The following is a 24,397-nucleotide window of genomic DNA, read 5'->3' as shown; positions in this document are numbered from 1 at the left end:
CTGATAATGAAAGAGGTAGCCTATACTCCTCATATGCGGACAGCAAACTAGCGCAACTGATTTAAATTGATGATAATCAAGTGAAATGGAGATGAAAATTGAATAATATATTGTACTTTTATTACATGACTAATGTGAACATTTCAAAAAGGGGAAGAGAAATTCTTCGAAACAAGGCGGTCTCCTCTGCTATTGCAAGAGCATTGTCAGAAAGAGCACATGAAGCTGCGACAGTTGGTGTCTGGGTAGAAGTTGAGGGTAAGAAATATTTGATCAAAACGGCATCTGCACTTACCGAAAAGGAAATAGCCGCAATGAGTAAAAGATGAATATCGCTTTAAGTGCGGTAATTATCTTTCTACTTTTATTACCGCCAATTGCTTTTTACCTTGCTTTTACGTTAGGTAAATTCCCTAAATCCGGTCCTAAGATTGGGTTACTTGAAGGTTTAATGCTATCTGCAGTTATTTCAACCCTGCTTCACGCTTTCGCCTTTTTATTTGTAGAAAAAGAGATAAGGTTCGACCTGATTGCCCTGCTCATTGGCGGAGATCTTAAATCATTTGGAACACTTACTAATAACACAATCTTCAGGCATTTATTTCAGCAATTTGTTTTATACAATGCGGTAATGGTCCTCATTGCTATTTTTTTAGGAAGAACAATACGATTGCTGGTAAAGAATTTGGGCTGGCATGCATATGCTGAGCTTTTGCGTTTATATAATTATTGGTGGTATTTATTTAATGGTTATAAAGTAGATGAATTTGCGAACGGTGAAACTCCTGCTCCATTCGATGTAGTATTTGTAGATGCACTGGTCAACACCAACTCTGGCACGATGATCTATTCAGGCTTTCTAATTGATTTCGTATGTGAAGGAGAAAAACTGGATCGCATTTATCTATCGAAAACCTCTAAACGGGAATTTAAAAAAATGGCCACTAATGATAAGGGTAATTACCTGAGTGAGGAAGCAGGCAACGCATTTCCTATAGAAGGAGAGGCCATGGTGATCCCTTATAACAATATAATCAATTTAAATCTTCAATTTGTTACCTTCCCAGTAGAATACGAAAGTTCTACAACAGAAACAACCACTATCAGAATTTCATAAGCAGAAAAATTACAGGACAGTACAGGACAACCCCACTCTACATAGGCCGTAATTTCCAACCATCAAATAACGATTAAAGCGCCATGGAGATGAGTGTGAAAAAAGGATTATTGTTGCCGTCCCTTCTTGCATTGTTAATAAGCAATGCCAGTACTGCTCAGAAAAAGACCACCGGCTACCAGTTACCGCCCATGCCAGTGAAAGAAACCAAACACCTGGGTTTTATTACCAACATAGATAGTTTTCCCGAAGTAAAAATGGATTTTCCCATGGCTAAAGGTCCGTTTGAACCTACCTGGCAATCTATTGATAAAAACTATCCCGGCGAACCGGCCTGGTGGCGCGATGCAAAATTCGGCATCTTTATTCACTGGGGACCGCAAGCTGCCGGTAAAAGTGGCGACTGGTATGCACGCCGTTTATATGAACCGGGGCAGGAAGCTTATAAAAATCATCTGGCAGCGTTTGGCCATCCGAGTGAAGTGGGTTATAAAGATGTGCTGCACCAATGGAACCCTTCTCAATGGGACCCGGCCAAACTGGTGCAGGCATACTATGATGCAGGCTTTCGCTATGCGCTGGTGGTAGGCGTTCACCACGACAATTACGACTTATGGAACTCAAAGTATCAGCCCTGGAACTCTGTTAACGTTGGGCCTAAGATTGATTTTTTAGCCCGCTGGAAAACAGAACTCAAAAAACACAACATGGGTTTTGGCGTTGCCTTTCATCATGAATATACCTGGTGGTGGTATCAAACCGCTTTTGGCAGCGACAGCGCCGGCGGCCCCAAACCCGGCGTTCCTTACGATGGCAATCTTACCCTTGCCGATGGCAAAGGCAAATGGTGGCAGGGCCTCGATCCCAAACGACTGTATACCACCCCTCTTCATTATAATACCATTGACAGCAACGGAAAACCCTTTAAGATCTATCACATTGCGCATGGTTATAAAGGTATCTTCGGCAACAACCTCAACTATGCCAAATGGTATGCCACGCAATGGGCTATGCGTATGGAAGATGTGATTGACAATTACGACCCCGATTTTATTTATACCGATGGCAACAGCACACAACCGTTCAGCGGCGCTAAAAGCGGCAGTGGTTTCAAATGCGATGCAGGCGCCCGCGTAGTAGCACATTTCTACAACCAGGCGCTCACCCGTAAGAATAAACCATTCGATAAAGTAAGCATCATTAAATTTCTGCCTACCAATCGTGGTGCGGGTAGAACCTTTGAAGGCAGTTATCCTAAAGATATTAAAACCGATCAGTTATGGATGGCCGATATGGCTGTGGGCGACTGGTTCTACGAACCCGGTTTTTATTACGATGCCGGCGCCATTATACATGCCCTGCTTGAACATGTAAGTCGCGATGGCAACCTCACCCTGTGCGTTTCGCTTACGCCCGAAGGTGCTATGGATAGTGGCAGCGCCGCCATGTTAAAAGACCTTGGCGCCTGGATGAAAATAAACGGCGAAGGCATTTATGGCAGTCATGCCTGGAAAAAGTTTGGTGAAGGTGATGAAAAGATGAAGATCTTCCCTGGTGGCAAACTCGGTAAACGTCATGCAGACTTTACCTTTAGTACAAAAGACTTTCGTTTTACCCGTGGTAAGAATGGTGAAGTGTACGCCTTCTGCCTCACCGTGCCCAAACCGGGTGAAGTGTTAAACATTTCGTCGTTGGGGTTGAATGCAAAGTCGCTTGAAAACAAGATAAGTGCTGTTACGTTGTTGGGAAGTGAGAAGAAGTTGGAATGGGAACAACTTCCTGAAGGATTACGTGTAGTTTATCCGAATGATGGACAAAAGATGATCGCTGTTTGCTTCAAAATCAGTTCTTAGTTCTCAGTTCTTAGTTCTTTATTGTTGTGACTCGCTATTAATAGCTTAATAAAAAAAGTCCGGAAAGATGATACTTATCCGGACTTAACGTTTATTTCTGTTTATCGCTTCGACATTCTATGTTCAGCATTCGATATTCGACATTTGTATTTGTATTAACTTCTTCATTTCTCATTCTTCATTTTTCATTTCTCATTTAACGACTGGAAAAGCACTTATTCGTAATCGTGCTCCACCCATAGGAACTAAAGTAAGTTTAACCGGCCCACCTTCCACCGCAACCGGGCTTTGCGGTAACACACCACACAAACCAAACTGATCGATGGTCCAGTTGGGAATCTGTTTGCCGGTGGCAATAAGTTCAATGGGAGCGTTGGCATTGGTGAACGGATCATCGCCCTTTGGCCAGGGTTTCTTTTTTATGGTAAATGATTTGGTTAAATTGTTGGCATCAACCTGCAATCCATAATTCCATGTCGATGCGGGAAAGATCTCATACGATGGCCAGGCCGTTACATCGGCATTCTCCTGCCAGCGTGAATCCCAGATAGCCGTTTCTTTACTATCGCGCCGTTTGTAATCTTCTTTTATTAGTAACGAAAACGTGAGCGGCCCATAATTAACACTTACACTGTTTTTGTTCTTTTCCCATTGACGCAATTTCAATTGCATGGGCAAGGTAAGTTTTATTTTATCGCCGTTCTTCCAATTGCCCGGCAGCTGTACATAGGTCCCTGCTGTCGTTTTAGTCGCAATTGGTTTACCATTTACGGTTATCGACGCTTTTGTACACCAGGCAGGAATTCGTAAATATAGCGGGAAGCTTACTGCGTGCGGCGTTTTTACGGTAATATCTATTACATCCTCAAATGGATAATGCGTTTCGGTTTGTAAAGTAACTTCTGTTCCATCGCCTGCTTTGGCTGTTACATCGCCTGCAGTATATAGCTGCGCTACCAATCCATTATCGGGCGTGGCCATCCAACTGTTATCAACAAAATAAGGCCAGCCGGCTCCATGGTTGTGCTGACAACAACGACTGCTGAATGGGTTCATCATCAGGAACGGTCCTTCGTTGGCAATACCGGGCGCATGGTTCTTACTATCGCTCACCACCATATTGGGCGCGGTGAGATAACGCAGACTTCTATAATCGGGCATGAACGCCGCCGGAAAAGTATTAAAGGCAATGTCTTCGCAATTGTCGGCCCACATAGGATCGCCGGTGATCTGCAACAGGAACTGATCGCTGGTCATTTGTTCAACCATACCACAGGTTTCCACTGCCTGGCGCGGATCATCGTATCCCTTACGCGCATTTTCATCTGAACCGAATAAACCGCCGGGCACCTGGCCATAGATAGCACGCACCAGTTTAAAATCATTATAGGTAGCTTCGAGGTCAGCGGCATTGTTGGTTTGCTGATAATATGTAGCCGGCTCGCGGTAACTCTGTACAATGTTCACATTATGCCAGTTGGGTAAATTGTCTTTTTGTCGCCAGTTAGCGGTATTGCGGTCAATTTTCGTGGCAAAGTCGAGCAACCAGGGTTCACCGGTGCGGTTATACAACCAGTATACACTGTACATATTATCGCCGCCACGGCTGTTTTCCCAATAATCTTCAAGGAACATACTATCGGGCAATGCATGTTGCCATTTAAAATAGTTGCCCATGAAAGTGAGTACGCGCGGATCGTTTGAATATTCATAATACGATTGTATACACCACAACATTGGCATGTTGGTCCACAGATCGCGTTTGCCGTTGCGTAAAACAATGGGGCCGAAATCGCCATCGGTCCGCTGGTTATTGAGTACGGCTTCGATCCAGAATTTTGCTTCACTGATCATACCCTGGTCCTGCAACAGGTAACCTATATGCGCATAGCCTTTTAACCAGTATGGTACTTCTTCCCAACCCCATTTGCCTTTGCCATCTTTTGTTAACCAGGCATTATCATTTTTTGCCAGCCAGGCGCTGATCTTATCCAGGTTACCCATTAGCCCATCGCGTTGCAGTTGCAGGAACTTCAACAAATATCCTTTTGGTTTGAAACAGGTAACGGGAAGTTTGATGAAGGCCGACGGGCGAAGTGGTTGTTTGTTGCTTACGTAATACTTATTAACCTGGTTTATTGTAACACCGGGTTTCAATTGTTGGGCAGTTAATGAAAAGTAACTGCACGTTATTAAGAGTATTAAACTAAATAGTTTCATGTTACAGGTTTCAAGTTACAGGTTACCGGGTACCGGTTTCCAGTTACCAGGGAATACAGGTTGCCAGTTACAGTGTATTTAAGTAACAGGTAATTAGTTAGATTTTTAAAAATTCAGGGCCCCGGCAACGGGTAACCGGTAACCGGCAATTGCGCTACTATTTTCTAATAACAACCGCATTAGGATCATATAACTTACTATGAATACCATGCAACCGCTCTACCGGCATTTTCATCACCTTGCGATCGTAGGTCATAAGACCATTCGTTTCTACTTCCACATCGGTAGTTTGCGTATATACGGCAGCGGATAATCCGCTTTTAATTAATGCTGGAATATGGCTTATAAATTCTTCGTACCGCTTCAACAGATCATCGTTGTTCTTAAAGCTTTGATAACCCCAGTTGTTCTTTTGCTGCCAGGTGTGTCCTTCAATGGGCAAACCAAGACCGCCAAACTCACCTAGTACAAGCACCTGTTTTGAACCGAATAAAACCGGATCGGGCATCAGGGGCTCGGGATAATTATGCAGATCTACAATATGACCAACGGGTTCAAAGTTTCCGCCGCTGGCGCTGTTCACCAGGCGTGAAGGGTCCTGCTGTTGCGTTACCTGTACAATGTCTTTTGTTTTGAATTGTCCCCACCCTTCATTGAATGGTACCCATACTACAATGCTGGGGAAAGGATGCAGCTTCTCCATAATAGCGCGCCATTCATTGCGGTAAATGGTTTCCGATTCGGTAGTACGGTTCTTATCGGTAGCACGTCCGTAAACACCGGGGCGTGGTTCCCAATGGTTGCCGAGGTCGCCGCTGGGCATATCCTGCCATACCAACATGCCTAAGCGATCGCAGTAGTTGTACCAGCGGGCTGGTTCTACCTTCACGTGTTTGCGGATCATGTTAAAGCCCATAGCCTTTGTTTGCTCTATATCATACTTCAGGGCTTCATCGGTGGGAGCCGTGTATAAACCGTCGGGCCACCATCCCTGGTCGAGCGGGCCGTACTGAAACACAAACTCATTGTTCAGCAACATGCGTTGGATGCCGTTATTGTCGTTCCCTACCGAGATCTTGCGCATGGCGAAATAACTGCTTACATCATCGGTCTTTTTATTCTTTTGCAACAGCGATACCTTCAGATCGTAGAGAAAAGGATTTTTGGGCGACCATAATTCTGCACCGGGAATGCTTAATGCTACATTGGTACCGGGCGCTACCGTTTGCTCAGCAATCTTTTCGGTGCCCTTATAAGCAGCGATCACTACCTGATCGCCGGGTTGCGCATTCTCCACCTGGGCCGCTACGTTTACGACGCTTTTGTCGATATCCGGCGTTTGTTTAATGGTGCTGATATAACTCTGCGGAACCGCTTCTAACCAAACCGTTTGCCAAATACCGGTTACCGGTGTATACCAAATGCCATTGGGATTTTTTACCTGTTTGCCACGTGGCTGCGGGCCTTCATCACTGGGGTCCCATACCCGTACTGCAATTTGCTGGTTGCCCGATTTAGTTAATGCGGTAGTAATATCTATAGAGAACGGATCGTAGCCGCCTTTGTGGTCACCTACTTTTTTACCATTTACAAATACATCGCACTGCCAGTCAACCGCACCAAAATGCAACAGCGTGCGTTTGTTTTTGAATATAGCCGGAACCGTTATACTTCGCTGATACCAAAGTGCATTGTCTTTACCCACCATTTTACCAACTCCGCTGAGTGCGCTTTCAATGGCATACGGCACCAGTATCTTACCTTCAAAAGTAGTTGGAATAGCCTGCACCGATGCCTGCGAAATAGTATACTGCCACTGTCCGTTCAGGCTGAGCCAGGTATTACGCACCATTTGCGGGCGTGGATATTCGGGTAATGGTAACTGCGGATCTACCTTTGCCGCAAATGTGGTCAGTATTTTGTCGCCAGCAGGTTTCCAGGTTTGGCCAAACGTGCTCACTCCTATTATACCAGCAAAAAGTAAAAGGGACGCTCTCTTCATATATTATAGTTATTTATGTAAATGAGAAATGAAGAATGAAAAATGAGAAATGAAAAAGTGAAACCAAATCGACATTTGTATTTACTTTTTCATTTCTCCTGTTCTTAATTTTTCATTTTTAATTTCTTTACAGGCTGATCTTGGTTACCGCAGAGAATATTCTATCCTCAACTCCTGCTATTTTAACTCCAATTCTGGCAAAAACATATCCTTGCGTGGTGTTAGCGGTGGGTACTGTTACACTTAAATTTACATTATTCAGGTCGGTTATGTCGCTGCCCTTGATAGATTCTGAGGCCACATTATCGGCGCCTGAAACAAATTGTGTTTTATTGATATACAAACTAACATTCTCAATATCACGGGCCGAAGCATCGGTAATGATCTTTTCTAAACTGAATTTGCCCATTACCTTGCCACCCGAGGCAGTCAATTGTACATTGCGCACCATATAATACGGCGTTACTTCAATATCAAACTCCTGGCTGCCCTTTACCTGAATGATTGTTGTATCGGGTGCACCGGCTGTTGTTTGCTTCCATTTAAATGGTCCCTGCCCGTTAGGAATGATGAATTTGTAGTCACCATTGAACAGTAACAATTCATACGATCCATCGGGTTGAAAGGTAGAAGCCATTGGCCCCGTTTTTCCAAAACCATCCTGGTACAATTCAAATTTCACCTGGTTATACTCCACTTCAACAGGCGTGCCCTTGTATACGATATGACCGCTTAGCTTTACTGTTGGCCCGTCATAGTTATCTTTCCGACAGCCAGTCATGATTATTATCGTTACTAATAATATATAGCTTATGAAAATTTTCATATTTCTTAGTTTTAAGTTCTAAGTTTTTAGTTCTTCGGCATTTCTGCCCTTCACTTCGACATTCTACATTCAATATTCGATATTCATTATTGATTTGGCTGACGAACGATCCTGGGATTATTAGCAATAATATCATTATTGATGGCCGAATAATAATTACCCAGCCTGAACCGGTTGCTGCCGGTTACGAGCGATGGCAATACGATCTGGAACGACCATTTACCATTGTTGGCACTGGCAGGATCATACAATTTGTATGACCATAAACCATAAGGTTGTGTATTGCGTTTGGTAGCAGCCCCAATGTTACTTACCAGGTCGGCCGGCGTCATTTTATTGCCATCCCAAACCACATGCGCCAGGCGCCAGCGTTTGAGGTCATAAAAGATATGTCCTTCAAATGCCAGCTCAACACGGCGCTCATGCACAATACGATCGAAAGTGATGTCGGCAGCTGTAAGGGGCGTTGTTAATCCGGCGCGGGCACGTACCTGATTCATATAAGTAGCAGCATCGCCCTTCTGACCCAATTCAAAAGCAGCTTCAGCAGCATTCAACAACACCTCGGCATAGCGATAACGAATAAAAGGCACTTCACTATTGGTACCGCGCGATCCGGCGCCGGGAGTAGGATCAACATATTTGCGCAGGTAAAAGCCTGACTGAGCAGTAAATTCTTTTGAATTAACCGGCCCATCGAAACCAACTACCTGCGTTGAGTTCGTTTGACCGGGTAATTTTTTTTGTGCTCCACGATCGTCGCCGGTAACAATGGTTCCATCGGCTAACTTATAACCGGCCCAAATATCGACACGTCTGTCCTTGAAAGTAGAACCGGGCAGTATAACTGTTCCGTACAGCCGGGCATCGCGGCCGGCAAATACATCTGAAAGGTTGTTATAATAAATAGGATTTCCTCCCGCATCGGTGACAGCAATGGGAGCAAACGTATTATCGAGTTTTTCAAACGATTCAACCAGGTTCAGCGATGGGTTAATGCGTCCGCCCTCTTCTTCTTCGGCGCCATACCGTGGTTGAGTAGCTACAGTAAAGCCATGTACTTTTCCGCTCTTTAGTTTGAAATCTTCTACCCAAATGCTTTCTGTATTTCCGCTTTTATCGAGGAAGATAGAAGCGAAATTCTCACCCAGGTCGGGTTTCTTATTATATAAAGAATACGTGCCGGCGCTGCCGTTGATGATCTCTTTGGCAGCATTCAATGCTTTTGTATAATAGCCGTTGGCCATAGAAGCGGGAATGCCTACCTCCTGCCCTGGCAACGACACCTGAGGTGTATTACCGCCATATTTTGCAATAGAACCGGCATACAACGCCGCCCTTGCTTCCATAGCTAATACAGCCCCTTTGGTAGCGCGGCTTTTTTCATTTGCATTGATGGGCAGGCTGCCTTTTATGGCTTCTGCTTCGTTGATCACAAAATCATAGATCTCCGATTCTTTTGCCCGTGGATATTGCAGGTAAGAGGGATCGCCGCTGGAATTGTACAAAAGCGACTCCAGTATCAGCGGAACGCCGCCCATGCGTTTGGCCGTTTCGAAATAAAAGTTGGCGCGCAGAAAGCGGGCTTCCGCCAAAAAGCGTGTTTTGTCTGCATTTGACAATGCCTTTGCCACCGTAGCGCGTTCTATAAATAAGTTCAGATCCCGGATGTAATTATAATCCCATATAGACCAGTCGGTAAAGTTCCACTCATTGCGTTGTACAATATTGGTATTGCCATTGGCCGAGGGAAAACTTTCACTAAAGTCGGCAAATGATTCCCAGCCATTATCGAGGCCACTGAAATCAACCTGGCGGTTATACAGGTCGGCCATGATGGACAATACCTGCGCCGGCTCGCTGAATGCTTGTTCATTGGTAAGAACCTGAGGAGATTGTACATCTAAAAATTCACTGTCTTTTTTGCAACCGGCTGTCAATAACAACCCTGCTGCACATATGCTGATTAATGTCTTCTTCATTGTAATTGTTTTTCAGGCGCGGTTAAAAAGTAAGGTTTACACCTACGTTCAGGAATTTGTTTTGGGGGAACTGTAAGCCGTTGTCATCATTCACTTCAGGATCGAGCGAAAACTCTTTCATATTATCGAATGAAAACAGGTTATAAGCATTTACATAAAACCGTGCTTTTTCCATTTTAATTCGGCTGATGAGTTTTGCCGGCAGCGAATACCCCAGTTCGAGCGTACGTGCGCGTAAGTATTTTACATTGTGCGCCCAAAAGGTAGAGGAGCGCGTGTTATTGCTGTGATCTTTGTCGTTAAAACGTAAAGCCGGGTATTTACCGGGGATCCATTGACTTTTTGGATCGTTTGGATTTTCACGGTGCCAGCGATCGAGGAACATGGTGTTCAGGTTACCATCGTTTTGGAAAGCCCAGCGGGTTTCCCAGTTTTGAAACCAGGTATAACCAGCGGCGCCGGAGAAGTCGGCCCTGAAATCGAAATTCTCATACATAAGCGCAATACTGATACCATAGTTGACATTTGGCTGCTGACCGCTGCCATAACCTATCGGGCGTTCGTCGTACTCATCAATTTTGCCATCGCCATTAACATCTTTATAAATAAGATCACCGGGCAGCAAGGTGCGGTTACCTTGTCCGTCGATATTTACCGGGTAGCTGTTGATCTGTTCCTGTGAAGTGAATTGCCCTACTACATCATAACCCCAATCAATACGGGTAAAGCGATGCTCGCGGGAATTACGATATTGGTCCCAGGAGTTAAAGAACACCGGTTTATAGGAGTTGAGAAATTTCTGACGTGAATAAGACAAATTACCGCTTACAACGAAACGCAATTTTCGATAAGCGCCACTATAAGAAAGTGAACCCTCCTGACCAAACTGTGCATCGCTGTTTATATTTTCATCGGGCAGCGTATAACCTATTTCGGAAGGCACCAGCACATCTGATTTACGGCCACGCAAACCGGTGCGTTTTCTATAGAAGTAATCGAAGGTACCGGTGAGTTTTCCGTTCATTAAACTAAAGTCGAACCCTACATCGGTCATGCGGCTTTTTAACCAGGAGATATTGGTAATAGGCACACCGCGGTCTCTTGAGCCAACAACGGGAACGCCACCCAAAATGGCTATACCCTGGTTGTAGGTGTACCCTTCAACGTAAGCGAATGCCGGCAGATCGAGTTGTTTGCCATCATCACCCAATACCCCGTATGAACCGCGTAATTTGAACTCAGTTAAGATATTGCTGTTGCCGAGGAGCTTTTGTATAAATGGCTCTTCCGTTATGCGCCAGCCTGCTGCCACCGAAGGAAAATATCCTGTGCGTTTATCGGGTGCAAACAGGTAAGAGGCATCACGGCGTGCCGATGCTTCGAAGAAATACTTGTTATCATAATTATAAGTAACCCGGCCAATGTAACCAATACGGGCCTCATTGGTGATATTGTCGTTATACGTATCGGCCGTATTGAAATAAATAAGCGATAGCGCATTGGTGCTGGGCACTGAGTGGATCCAGTTACTCAGGCGCTGATTTTTGATACGCTCATTTACAAAGGTAGCGCCAATAGAATGCAAGCCAAACGTACGGTTGTAATTCACCTTTAACTGCTGGGTAATATTAATTTGCTTGGTTTGTTCACGTTCGCGCCAGGGGTTGGTACTACCGCCGGTGGCAGTATATGAATCATCGATTGGATTATAAGTATAGGTGTTATAAGTATACTCGTGGTTATTGAGCAGATAATCGGCCAGGTAATATGAATATACACCACTCAGCGTAAGCCCTTCTACAAACGGCACCTGGTAATCGGCCGTAAAGTTGGTTTGCAGCACACGCCAGTCGTTGTGATAATTACCCGCATTCTTTTTGTTCAGATAAGCCCAGTTGGTTTCATTGTGTTTGATATCGTTGAGGTAGGCGGGATTGTCGTTTGCATACGGCCGCTCGAGCGGGGTATTGCGCATAATAGCAAAACGCGCCAGCCAGTAATCATCGCCATAAGGAACGCCGGGATTGTCGCGCGTTTCAATACGGCCATTGATATTAACCCCCACTTTTAACCGGTTGGCGATCTTGGCGCTTACGTTCGATTGTATGTTGGTGCGTTTGAAAGTATACTCGCGCCCCAGTACGGAGTTCTGAAATAAATGCGTGCCCGATAAATAGTATTGGATCTTATCGCTGCCGCCGGTAACATTTACATTGGCTGAATGCAGGGGCGCATTCTTCTTTACGATAAAACTCTTCCAGTCGAAACTCTGGTAACCAGGTTCGGTGCCGGCCTTGTATTTATCGAGCTCCTGCTGGGTAATGGTGGTGCTGCCGTAACGGTTGATCTCCGCTTCGGCGCGATACTTCATATAATCGTAACTATTGGTAAGCACATCGGGAAAGCGCGACCAGTTTTGATACCCTGTATACGCATCTACATTCACCGTATTCTTTGTGCCCAGTTTACCGCGTTTGGTGGTAACGACAATTACGCCATTGGCGGCGCGTACCCCATAAACGGCAGCCGATGCATCTTTCAGTACGGTAATACTTTCTATATCATTCGGTGCCAGATTATTGAACTGACCGGCATCCTGTTGTATACCGTCTATTACAAACAAGGCTTCACCCATATTGCGTACCTGAACGTTGGCGCTGGCGCCCGGGCGGCCATCTGCCATACGGAATGATACCCCGGTTATTTTACCAGCCAAACTGGAGCTTACTGTTGAACCACCGTGCACCATACCGATATCTTTATCGGTAACGGAAGCAATGGAACCAATTACAGACGTTTTCTTCGTTGTACCATAACCTACTACAACCACTTCGCTGAGATCGAGGGGTGATTTTTTTAACTGAACGGTAAATTCTGTTTGAGCACCCACCGGTAATTCCTGGCTTACATAGCCGACAGACGAAATAATAAGCACAGCCGACTGGCTGGATACTTTTATTGTGAAAGCGCCTTGTAAATCGGTGGTTACAGCATTCTTGGTGCTCTTTTCTAAAACAGTAGCATTGGCTATCGCAGCACCAACACTGTCCTTTACTACACCAGAAACAGTAATACTATTTCCCGATTGTGCCATTACCGGCATGATAGTAGTGACATTAAACAGAAGGAATAAAAGAAGTTTTGTAAGCAGACAGGAATCCATAACTACACAGGACCTGCCACGCAGTTCGTGTTTGGTTAACTTTTTCATTTAGCAATCAATTGTTAGTAAAAAATGACTTCAGCAATTATTAAAACATGAAATAAGTTCATCCTGCGCACTCCCTTTATTCCATGCGTTTCAGAATTTGTTCAATTTGTTACATTTTGTTTTTTGGTGTTGTGTTCATGCGTAAATTACTTTCGAATGAACTGCTTATTACGATCATTGCGCTGCCTGCCATTGCTGATGCTATGGCTTTCCGTTAGTACTGTTAATGGCCAGCCTTATTATTTCAGGCATTACCAGGTAGAGAATGGTTTGTCGAACAACACCGTGTATTGCAGCATCCAGGACAATAAAGGCTTTTTATGGTTCGGCACCAAAGAAGGACTGAACCGTTTTGATGGTTACCGGTTCAAATTGTTCAATTCTGAGACCGACGACAACAACCGGCTGCGAAAAGATTTTGTGTATTGTATTCTTCCCGATGAAAAAGAAAACTTATGGGTAGGCACACAGGACGGCGTATACCGCTTCGATTACGCAAAGGAAAGACTGGTGCGCGTTCTTTCGTTACCCGAGATCAACGATCTTCAAATTGACCGCAAGGGTGCGCTTTGGTTCCGCTCAATAACAACCGTATGCCGCTATAATGTAAGCACCGGTAAACTCACTACATTTCCGACAGAAACCAATATTCATTCCACGGCGCTTTGTATGAGCGCCAATGGCGACATGTGGTTTGGCACGGCAGATGGCCACCTGAAACGGTTCGACCCCAATACACAAACTTTTACCGGGCCTAATGTGTTTGAGCATTCGCCGCAAATGCCCACCTGTTTTATAAAAAAAATGTACCCGGCCGGCAACAATGCCATCTTTGTAGGCACCACCTGCCAGGGCATTAAATTGTATAATACCAATACCAACACTTATTCGGACCTGCTGATATACAGCGCCGATAAAACCACTATTTATGTGCGCGATATTTTAAAGGTCACCGATGATGAATACTGGTTTGCTTCCGAATCGGGCATTTTTATTTATAATACCATTACGCGGCAGTTCACCAATTTAAAGAAACAGTTTGCTGATCCGTATTCTTTATCGGATAATGCGGTATATACCATTTGTAAAGACCGGGAGGGCGGCATATGGGCCGGCACTTTTTTTGGCGGCGTGAACTATTATCCCAAACAATTCACGCCCTTTACCAAATACTTTCCCGATCGTACTACCCAAACCATTAGTGGTAATGCCGTACGCGAAATGTGTGAAGACAGCGATGGTAACTTATGGATAGGCACCGAAGATGCCGGTTTAAATAAACTGAACCTGCGTACCGGCGCATTTACACATTTTAAACCAACGGGTACGCCAACAGGTATTGCATATCATAATATTCATGGCCTTATGGTGCTTGGCAATGAAGTATGGATAGGCACACTCGATCATGGCCTCGATATTATGGACCGCCATACAGGCAAAGTGATAAAACACTATGGGAGTGAATTAACCAATTGTGCCTTTCGCAATAACTTTATTGTTTCGTTGCTGCAAAGCCGCCGGGGTGATATATATGTGGGCAGCGGCCAGGGCATTTATCTGTATAAAAAATCGACAGATAATTTTGAGTGGCTGAAGGAAACACCCGATGGTCAGTTTATAAGTTGTATTGCAGAAGACCATGCCGGTATTATTTGGGCGGGAACCCACGCCCGCGGACTTTTATATTACGACCCGCCAACAAGGCGATGGGGTCAGTTAGTGAACAACCCGGCCGATACCAATAGTTTATCGATAGACGACATTAACGCCGTTTGCGAAGACAGTAAACAAAATATTTGGATAGCTACCGAAGGGGGCGGACTGTGCAAGCTGGATGTGAGCCGAAAACATATAAAACGCTATACCACCCAGAACGGTATGCCCAGTAATTTTGTATTTAAGGTGGTGGAAGATAACAACCGTCAGCTGTGGATCACAACTTCTAAAGGACTGGTACACCTCGATCCTGTTTCGCAACACATGACACTTTACACAAAGGCCAATGGCCTTTTGTACGACCAGTTCAATTACAACAGTGGATATAAAGATGCCAGCGGCAAATTGTATTTTGGTTGCATAAAGGGAATGATCTCATTTCGCCCTGAGGATTTTGATAGCAGCAAGATCATTCCCCCCGTATACATTACCGGCTTTCAGGTGCATAATAAAGAACTGCTGATTGAAAAAGACCATTCGCCTTTAAAACAATCTATTCTTTATACCCATAGCATTACCCTCCCCTACGACGCATCATCATTCAGTATTGATTTTGCCGCGTTGAGTTATACCAGTCCGGAGATCACCGAATACAAATACACGATGGAAGGGCTCGATAAAAACTGGACATACCTTTCAACCAACCGCAAAGTGTATTTCACCAACCTGGCGCCGGGACAATACACCTTTCGCCTGACCGCAGCTACCAATGGCCGCTGGAGCCAGGAAAAATTGTTGCACATTATTATTACGCCGCCTTTTTATAACACCTGGTGGGCGTGGTTAATTTATTCCGCAGTAGTTGTAAGCCTGGTGTACCTGGTAATTCAACACTATCACAAACGATCGCAGGAGAAAAAAGAAAAAGAGATCTACGAGGCCAAGTTCGAATTCTTTACCAATGTGGCGCATGAAATAAGAACACCGCTTACCCTTATAAAAGGGCCGGTAGAAAACCTGATGGAGAAAATACATGAACTGCCCGATATAAAAGAAGATGTGAATATGATGGAGCGCAACACCAACCGGTTGATGACGCTGGTAACGCAAATACTTGACTTTCGCCAAACCGAAGCAAAGGGTTTCAGTCTTGATTTTACAAAGGTGAACATTACCGAACTGATGCAGGAAGTGTATAGCAGTTTTCAACTGCAGGCTAAAAAACGAAACCTGCAATACACGTTGGTATTACCCGACTCGCCGGTGGTGGCCTTTGTTGATGAGGATGCGCTGAACAAAATATTGTACAACCTGTTTAGCAATGCCGTGAAATATGCCGATAAACAGATAACGGCACAATTGCACCCGGTGCAAAAAGACGATCCCTATTTTACTTTTGAGATTGCCAACGACGGCGTATCCATCCCGATAGCCATGCGCGAGCTTATTTTTGAACCATTTTACCGGATAAAGGAGAATATAAAACAAAAAGGTACGGGCATTGGCCTTACCCTGGCGCGTTCGCTTACCCTGTTGCACCAGGGGCAGTTGTATGTAAAAGAGAATTCCTTTGAGCTAAACATATTTGTACTTAAATTACCATTACAACCGCCTGCCAAAAAGAAAAAAACTGAATGAGCACCCAACCACTGATTCTGTTAGTTGACGATGAAGAAGAAATTCTTGACTTCCTGGAAAGGATTTTGCAACATAAATATGCTGTGCTGAAAAAATCGAATGGTGAAGAAGCACTGCATGCGCTTGGCTCAAACGCCGTACAATTGATCATCAGCGATGTAATGATGCCCGAAATGGATGGGTTTGAACTGTGCTCGCTGATAAAATCAAATGTAGAATTTTCACATATACCGGTAATACTGCTTACAGCTAAAAATACCCTTCAATCGAAAGTACAGGGGCTTGAGCTGGGCGCCGACGCTTATATTGAAAAACCTTTTTCGAAGGAACATCTGTTGGCGCAAATAGCCAGTTTACTGGCGAACCGAAATATGACAAGGGAATATTTCGCCCGCACGCCGTTGGTTCACATTAATAGTATTGCACATACAAGGGCCGATGAAAGCTTCCTCACCACATTGCATGAAACCATTATTGAACATATTGAGGAGGTAGAACTGGATGTGGAGCAACTGGCGCGCCATATGAATATGAGCCGGGTTACTTTGTACCGGAAAATAAAAGCCATCTCTGACCTTACCCCCATTGAGCTTATCAACATCACGCGCTTAAAGAAAGCTGCGGAACTGCTGGCCTCGGGTGATTATAAAATGTATGAAATTGCCGCTATGACCGGTTATAGCTCACAAAGCAATTTCGCCCGTAATTTTCATAAACAGTTTGGGGTTACGCCTACGGATTATGCCATGCAAAAACATAAATGAAAAATTAAAAACAGAGAAATGAAGAATTAAAAAGTAAATACATTTTTTGTATTCCTTTTTCATTTCACATTTTTCATTTCACATTTTTCATTTCTCATTTTTCATTTCTCATTTTTAATTTCAAAGGTATACTTCCCAGCCACCAAACTTTCTTTTTTACCATCCAGGGTAAGTGTGGCAGTACTATTAGCCGGCACAACCACCGTATACAAAATCTTCTTCCCAATTCTTTTCCACGACGATACAATAGTACCGTAGGGCGATTGATGGGTAGTTTCGCAGTGGTTAAGTGCCGAAACAAAATGCGGTTGTAACAGAATATTTTTAAATCCAGGTTTGGCGGGGTCGGGTTTTATACCACCTAATGCTTTGTACAACCAGGCGCCAATTTCACCAAACATAATATGATTAAGCGAGATGTCGCTTTTGGCGTCGATGGGCCAGTTCTCATATAAAGTAGTGGCGCCATTTACGATCCACCAACCCCAGCTGGGAAAAGTTTTTTGTGCAGCAACAGTATACGCTACATCGGCATAACCATTTTCACTCAGGGCATTTAAGATGGCCTTTGTACCTAACAATCCTACATCGAGATGATTGCTATCGGCCCGTACCCGGCTGGCCAGGTTAGCGGCTACTTTATACCGTAAGGAGTCGGGTACTATACCCCAGCAAAGCGGTGCACTTAATTCGGTTTGAACCCCATTGCCATAAATACCGGTTGTAGTATTAAGATATTTGCTATTGATGGCATTCCTGATCTTAGTAGCAAGGGCGGTATATTTCTCTGCATCTTTTTGGCGGCCGAGCAAATGGGCCGCTTTGGCCAGAATGCTGGCATCAACATAATAATAGATAGATGACGTAAGCTCAACCGGTGTTTTTGATCTTACCGGCACCCAATCGCCCAGTCCCCAGATGGTTAAACCAGTTGCATATTGCTGATCGATATTATCAACATACAGCTTTATGTTATTGTAACAACGCGATAACAAAGTAGTGTCGCCATAGAACAAATAAATATTCCAGGGAATAATGGCGATGGTGCTCGTCCAGTCGGGGCCATTGCCCCATTCGTATCCCCAGCCGCCGGTAGGGATGATGGAAGGCAGTACGCCATTGCTTTTTTGTTCATCCTGGTGATCGGCCAGCCATTTTTCATAAATGGTGATCCCGTCAAAACCGTACAAACCCGTCTCGCTGGCAATATGGGCGTCGCCCGTCCAGCCATTCTTTTCGCGTTGCGGACAGTCTGTAGGATAACCAAATAAATTACTGAGGTATGAATTATTGGTTGCCTGCCATATTTTATTGATGGTGGCATTCGATGTGGTAAATGTACCAACCGGTGGTACATCGCTGTGCATGAAATAACCGGTGAGGCTGTTTTTATTCAGTGTAATTCGCGCACTGCTGGTAACTTCAACATACTGAAATCCCTTGTAGTTAAACCGGGGCGAAAAACTTTCCTCCCCTTTTCCATTGGTAATAAAAATATCTGTAGCAAAAGGATCATCGGTACCAACGGGCCGGTAATGTACATCAATGTTCGATTGATCAACATGCCCATTCGGTAATAACCGCTCCCCATGTTTTAACCTGATAACCGTTCCTGCAGGCGCTTTTACCGTAATGCGGCTAACACCTGAAATATTTCTGCCCAGGTTAAACACATAATTGGTATCGTTAAAAACCCGTACAGATTTGGTGAGAACCGTTTCCACTGCGCGAATGGGTTGCATTACCTGCGCTACAATATTCGAAGAAGGCGCTGCACGATAAACGGCGGTATTCCATTTTGAATCATCGAAACCTGGTGTGCACCAACCGGGTTGCTCCAGTTGTGCATTATAATGTTCGCCTGTGTAAATGCTGTTGAAGATAATGGGGCTTAACGCGGTTTTCCAATCTTTTCCGGTGCTTACCGTTTCTACACTTCCATCTTCATAAGTAATTCGCACATCCATACAAAATGCAGGGCGGTTGCGCCAGGGCGCTTTATGAAAATCCCATACGGCGGTTGACTGGTGATTGTACCAGCCATTACCCAGCAAAACACCAATGGCATTCTTCCCATTTCGTAATTGAGTGGTTATATCATGGGTGAGGTAGAGTGTGCGTCTGTCGAACCGCGTGTACATTGGGTCAAGGCGATGGTTACCGATCTTTGTACCGTTGAAGTATAATTCATACAAACCGGCCACGGCAATATAAGCCCGGGCCCGTTTGATCTTTTTATTAATTGTAAATATCTTTCTAAAATACGAGGCGGGTTTTACGGTTATGTCGCGACTGTCGCTGATCCAGGCTCCCTGCCAGTTGCCCATGTGCATCATACCTGTTTCAAAACTATTAACTGCAGATAATGGCGAGGCTTGTTTATTATGGTCCCACACTTTTACCGCATAATAATATTTTGTAAAAGGCTGTAATTGTTTGCCCTCATAATTCACCAATTGCGCATCACTGTTTACCTGGCTGGTTTGCCAGTAGTCGCCGGCGCCTTTGCTAACCGCCTGCGAATCGGTGCCTACAATAAGTTGATATGCCGTTTGCGCCGCGCCTTTACGGGCGTCTTTTAACTTCCATATAAAGCGCGGGTGTACAGCATCTATACCCAATGGGTTCTTCAGGTATTCGCATTGAAGGTCTACGGGTAAACAAACGGGTTGTGCAACCGAAAATAGTACAGAGAACAGCAATAATAATGTTAGCCGAAAAGAAAGAGTAGCCATTTAGCAGCTTAGTTTGTGATGAAAATAAAGATTTAGCATGAAATTGATGCGATTTTGTGCGTTATGGTGGTTTTACTATTATTAGATAATTCACTATATATACAGCCTGTATGTACAACAACATGCTGATTGTGTAAATCTTTAGTTCGCGATTGTTTCCGGTTGGCACTATTTTAAGTCGTAACCATTTTATTTAATAAACGATTAACTATGAGAAAAATCTTTTCCTTTTCGCTGGTCGTTTCCCTGGTATTTGCATTGGGTTGCAGCCGGAAAGTGGAACAGCGTTCTAACGATGATGCCAGTGAATTAATCACTACAGAAGCAGTTACAGAAGCTACCGCCAAAGAAATGATCATTTGCGACCAAAAGAATTCGCGTATTGTAATGGTTGATGTGGCCAATGGCAATGCCATTACCTGGGAATGGAAGCCAACGGCCTCCTATGCCATGATACGCTCGGGTGCACAAGGCTGGTTCACGAACCTCAGCGAAGCCAAACCTATTTATAGCGGTAAATACATTCTGGCCACCGCATCGGGTGGCGGTGTGGCTATCATCAATGTGAGTACCAAAAAAGCCATTTGGTACGATTATGCCGGCGGCAATACCCATTCGGCAGAAGTGCTGCCCAATGGTAATGTGGTAACGGCTTCCAGTACGGGCGGTTACTTACTGATATTCACCACCGACTCGTATATTAATGATGAAAGCAAACAAGGGGGTAAGGTACTGTTTGAAGATGTGCACAATGTGGTGTGGGACAAAGCGCATAAATGGTTATGGGCAGCCGGTAAAGATAAATTGAAAGCGTTTAGTTATAATAACAGCTGTGGCAGTCCGGTGCTTACGTTGCAAAAGACATACACCATGCCCGAGGGTAATGCGCATGAGCTGTTCCCCGTACATGGCAGCACTACCGATCTTTGGTTATCGAACAGCAATCACGTGTATAAGTTCAATGTAAACACAGGTGTATTCACCCTTATAAAAAATTCAGCTGGTGCTAATATCACTGCGGTAAAATCAATCAGCAGTGGCCCCAGTGGTTATACTACCATTATTGATAAAGCCAATGGCAATGGCGGTGAAACATGGCGTACCGATGTGATCACCGATCTAAACGGAGCTACCGTTTTCAAAAACACCAGCTTTGGGATGTATAAAGCAAGATGGAAGTTGGTGAATTTGTTTAGCTATCCTGATGGTGATTCGTTTCATGAATGCACCCATTAGTTAATGTGATAATTAGCTAATATGATAATGTGATAATGAAATACAGTTGTATTTGTATTCATTATCACATTATCGAATTATCACATTAGTTTCTTCTCTTTATAAGTCTTCCAGAGGAGCTCTCCAAACAAGGTATTTGCCCAGGCAAACCAACTACGGCTAAATTTCTTCGGGTCGTCTTTATGAAAAGACTCATGCATAAAACCGGTACCGGCATGTGTTTTTTGTAGCAGTTGGATACAGCTTTTTATTTCTTCATCGCTGGTGCTGGTAAGGCCACGCATAATGATAGACATGGGCCAAATCATATCATAACCTACGTGCGGTCCGCCAATGCCTTCGCCGGCAGTTCCTTTAAAGAAGAATGGATTGTCGGATGATAATACGAAGCGCCGGGTATTACGATAAATAGGGTCAGTTGCTTTTGCCGAACCGAGGTAAGGCATCGCGAGCAGACTGGGCACGTTGGCGTCATCCATTAAATTATAACTACCAAAGCCATTCACTTCGTACGCATATATTTTGCCAAATGTTTTATGGTCTACAATGGCATATTGTTGTAATGCTTTCTCTACTTCATTGGCCAGTGCAGTTAATTGCGCTGCGGTTGTTGTATCCTTTGCTATGGCAGTAAGCATTTCAGCTGCCTGACGCAGGCTTACTACTGCAAAGAAGTTAGAGGGAATCAGGAAAGAATACACCGTTGCATCGTCACTGGGGCGGAAGGCAGAACAGATCAGTCCAACCGGTTTTACCGGATAACCGTAACCACTCATAGGCAAGGTATCAGTTGCATGTGGTGTGGTGCGCTGGAACTTGTAAGAGCCATGTCCGTTCTTGCGTTGCTGATCGCGAAATACTGTATAGATGGTTTTGATGGCCTGTTGCCATTGTGCATCGAAGGGCGCCTTATCGCCTGTTTGCTTCCAGTAATGATAAGCCAGCCTGATTGGGTAACACAATGAATCGATCTCCCATTTGCGCTCATGTACGCCGGCTTTCATGTCGGTATGATCGTGCTCCCATTCGCTTTTCTTTTGCGGGTCGTTATAAAAAGCATTGGCATAGGGATCTTTCAGAATGCAGGCTGTTTGTTTATTGATAACACCGGCAATCAATTGCTGCAGGGGTTTATCTTGCGACATAAACGCCAGATAAGGCCAAACCTGGGCACTGCTGTCGCGCAGCCACATGGCATCTATATCGCCGGTGATCACATAAGTTTCGGGCCGGCCGTTCTGGGTGCTATGATGTACTGTGGTATCAAGCGTATTGGGGAAACAGTTCTCAAACAACCAGGCTAATTCGGGTTGTTTAACATTTGCCTGAAATTCTTTAATTGCTTTTTCTACTGCTTCACTTGTAAAATTCCTTTTATCTGCCGGGGTACGTACTACGGGGAATTGCAGTGGTTCGTTAGTACCTGCAAATCCATATTTATTGCCTAATAACAAGCCTGCGCCTGCCAGGGTGGACTGCTGTATGAAGGAGCGCCTTTTCATATGTGACATATTTGATGCTGTAAAACTAAGTGTTTAGCTAATATTAAACATTGAGAACATAGTTTTGCGAATTAAGAAGTAGGAATTATGAAGTATGAAGAGCTTTAATGTTAAACCTAATAATTTTCCGGCACTTCTTACCTCTTGCCTCCTACCTCCTACTTCGCATTCAATAAAGCAAGGGCCTCTAATAACATAATGCCACTTAATTGTATTGAACAATCTTGTTTTGGCGAGGCGGGCATAGAAACCCAGTTTGTTCCAAATAAATACACAGGCCTAAGGGTGGCTTTATCGAGCAGGCTTTCGCCATTGGCTTTTAAATATTTCAGATATAACGCTTTGGTATAACTGTCGAGTTTGCCATGTAAAATCAGCTGTACAAAGTAGCGAATGAATATACCTTTGAACAAACCGCCGTCGCCCGAATTTTCGCCTTTTAAAATACCATTGGGTGAGAACCGTTGTGTGTCGTTGATGACGTAATTGGCGTTGCGGATGGCAGCCTGCAAATATTGTTTGTCTTTAGTGATGGTATATAGTTCCAATGCACCGCCCAGCCAGGTGCCCTGGTTGTATGTATAGATGGCGCTTTCTTTGGTATTGCCAACATGATCATATGCAAGACCGCGGGTAGTATCAATTAAAGTGGCCTGTTGCCAGTTGTAGATCTTCTTTGCCCAGGTAAGATCATCGCTATTCTTATTTAGTTTATATAACCGTGCTGCAATGATAATGGCAGGTCCGTTGGCGCAGGAGTTCTTTGCATTGGGATGATCTTTTGCCCACATAATACCGCCGCCGTGTACATCGCTCCAGCCGGTTTTTATCAACGTCCATAGTTCCTGGGCCAGTTCTTTGAATGATGCATCTTTAGTGGCTTCATAAGCCCGTATACAGGCTATGGCCAGCCATTCCATATCATCGTAGTAATTGTTCTCCCATTTGTTGCCATTCTTTTTATGCATGCCTGTAAGCAGTTGTTTCATGCGGGCAGTATAAGCGGGGTCTTTTGTGCGGATGTAGCCATCAACCAGCACATCGAGCGCATGAGCATTCCACCAGTAATCGAAACCGGTGTTATTATCATTATTGTGTTTGTAATATTTCTCCTCTGTTGACCAGTACTGTGTGGTGAGGGCCTGTTGTGCGCTATCGGCGGAACTTGACCAGTTTCTTTTTTGGGCAGATAATTGTAGACTGGTGCAGAGTGCTATTGTTAGTAGTGTTGTTTGAATCAGGTTCATTAGTGAGTTGTTTTCTCCAGCATGCATAGTAGTGCTTAAACCTGATAGCAAACTTAGTTATTCAGTTGTTCAGTTCACAGTTCACGACTTGCGATTAATTGCCAGCAGTATTAAAATTGGAGGGCGATGTCGCATTTAGGGAGGTCAGCTATTGCTTATGATGCAGCACAGGATTTCACGTTTCACGTTTGCCGTTTCACGAACGCGAGGCCTTAAATATCGCGAGTCATTGCCGATTGCCGATTCACGATTGCCGTGGAAGACGGTCTAAAAAGCAAAAAGCCTCTTAACATAAGTTAAAAGGCTTTTTTGCAATAAATATGGCAGCTACCTACTCTCCCGCATTGTTGTGCAGTACCATCGGCCATGAGGGGCTTAACTTCTCTGTTCGGGATGGGAAGAGGTGAA

At 44.4% G+C, this 24,397-nt stretch carries 14 protein-coding genes and 1 rRNA gene; 6 read left to right on the top strand and 9 right to left on the bottom strand.

The genetic code is table 11. The features are described 5' to 3' along the window. Positions 1–125 precede the first annotated feature (125 nt). The 3 genes from GGD38_RS30100 (at position 126) to GGD38_RS30090 (ending at position 2,970) form a co-directional block, all read left to right on the top strand. Positions 126–329 (top strand): hypothetical protein, encoded by a 204-nt coding sequence (locus GGD38_RS30100; protein ID WP_375303535.1) that lies wholly within the window; start codon positions 126–128, stop codon positions 327–329. Further along, on the top strand, positions 326–1,117 hold the full coding sequence (locus tag GGD38_RS30095; RefSeq protein ID WP_375303536.1) for a hypothetical protein: 792 nt from the start codon (positions 326–328) through the stop codon (positions 1,115–1,117). Before GGD38_RS30100 ends, GGD38_RS30095 begins: the two co-directional genes overlap by 4 nt. 89 nt (positions 1,118–1,206) lie before the next feature. Then, entirely contained in the window at positions 1,207–2,970 is a 1,764-nt protein-coding gene (locus GGD38_RS30090) for an alpha-L-fucosidase (protein WP_375303922.1), read from the top strand. Positions 2,971–3,162: 192 nt separating this feature from the next. Here GGD38_RS30090 and GGD38_RS30085 read toward each other — a convergent pair whose 3' ends face one another. The 5 genes from GGD38_RS30085 to GGD38_RS30065 form a co-directional block, all read right to left on the bottom strand. Continuing rightward, positions 3,163–5,190, bottom strand: a complete 2,028-nt coding sequence (locus GGD38_RS30085; protein ID WP_375303538.1) for a beta-L-arabinofuranosidase domain-containing protein — start codon at positions 5,188–5,190, stop codon at positions 3,163–3,165. A 157-nt stretch (positions 5,191–5,347) separates the two neighbouring features. Next, positions 5,348–7,192 carry a glycoside hydrolase family 2 protein gene (locus GGD38_RS30080; RefSeq protein WP_375303539.1) on the bottom strand — a complete coding sequence of 615 codons (1,845 nt, stop codon included), beginning with the start codon at positions 7,190–7,192 and terminating at the stop codon, positions 5,348–5,350. Between the two features lie 127 nt (positions 7,193–7,319). Continuing rightward, the gene (locus GGD38_RS30075; protein WP_375303540.1) at positions 7,320–8,018 is read right to left on the bottom strand and encodes a DUF3823 domain-containing protein; all 699 of its coding nucleotides are present in this window, start codon (positions 8,016–8,018) and stop codon (positions 7,320–7,322) included. An 86-nt stretch (positions 8,019–8,104) separates the two neighbouring features. Further along, positions 8,105–10,000, bottom strand: coding sequence for a RagB/SusD family nutrient uptake outer membrane protein (locus tag GGD38_RS30070; protein ID WP_375303541.1), 1,896 nt, complete (start codon positions 9,998–10,000; stop codon positions 8,105–8,107). Positions 10,001–10,022: 22 nt separating this feature from the next. Then, positions 10,023–13,211 (bottom strand): SusC/RagA family TonB-linked outer membrane protein, encoded by a 3,189-nt coding sequence (locus GGD38_RS30065; RefSeq protein ID WP_375303542.1) that lies wholly within the window; start codon positions 13,209–13,211, stop codon positions 10,023–10,025. A 156-nt stretch (positions 13,212–13,367) separates the two neighbouring features. On the opposite strand from GGD38_RS30065, the gene GGD38_RS30060 reads away from it, so the two are divergent. After that, positions 13,368–16,505, top strand: a complete 3,138-nt coding sequence (locus GGD38_RS30060) for a two-component regulator propeller domain-containing protein (RefSeq protein WP_375303543.1) — start codon at positions 13,368–13,370, stop codon at positions 16,503–16,505. After that, on the top strand, positions 16,502–17,269 hold the full coding sequence (locus tag GGD38_RS30055; RefSeq protein ID WP_375303544.1) for a response regulator: 768 nt from the start codon (positions 16,502–16,504) through the stop codon (positions 17,267–17,269). The genes GGD38_RS30060 and GGD38_RS30055 overlap by 4 nt, the downstream gene beginning before the upstream one ends. A gap of 101 nt (positions 17,270–17,370) precedes the next feature. On the opposite strand, the gene GGD38_RS30050 is transcribed toward GGD38_RS30055, so the two are convergent. Next, positions 17,371–20,004: a glycoside hydrolase family 78 protein gene (locus GGD38_RS30050; RefSeq protein ID WP_375303545.1), complete on the bottom strand. Its 2,634-nt coding sequence runs from the start codon at positions 20,002–20,004 to the stop codon at positions 17,371–17,373. Positions 20,005–20,214: 210 nt separating this feature from the next. Here GGD38_RS30050 and GGD38_RS30045 point away from each other — a divergent pair, with 210 nt between their 5' ends. Continuing rightward, a complete protein-coding gene (locus tag GGD38_RS30045) occupies positions 20,215–21,240 on the top strand; it encodes a DUF6528 family protein (RefSeq protein WP_375303546.1) in 1,026 nt (341 codons plus the stop codon). 80 nt (positions 21,241–21,320) lie between these two features. On the opposite strand, the gene GGD38_RS30040 is transcribed toward GGD38_RS30045, so the two are convergent. The 3 genes from GGD38_RS30040 to rrf form a co-directional block, all read right to left on the bottom strand. Further along, a complete protein-coding gene (locus tag GGD38_RS30040) occupies positions 21,321–22,742 on the bottom strand; it encodes a glycoside hydrolase family 125 protein (protein ID WP_375303547.1) in 1,422 nt (473 codons plus the stop codon). A gap of 158 nt (positions 22,743–22,900) precedes the next feature. Further along, positions 22,901–23,989: a glycoside hydrolase family 76 protein gene (locus GGD38_RS30035; RefSeq protein WP_375303548.1), complete on the bottom strand. Its 1,089-nt coding sequence runs from the start codon at positions 23,987–23,989 to the stop codon at positions 22,901–22,903. 318 nt (positions 23,990–24,307) lie between these two features. Next, positions 24,308–24,397 (bottom strand): 5S ribosomal RNA (gene rrf / locus GGD38_RS30030); the annotation flags it as partial.

It is taken from the genome of Niastella sp. OAS944 (assembly GCA_024809215.1).
GTDB lineage: Bacteria > Bacteroidota > Bacteroidia > Chitinophagales > Chitinophagaceae > Niastella.
The sequence above is the reverse complement of the archived record's forward strand: the minus strand, read 5'-3'. Positions and strand labels throughout refer to the sequence as shown.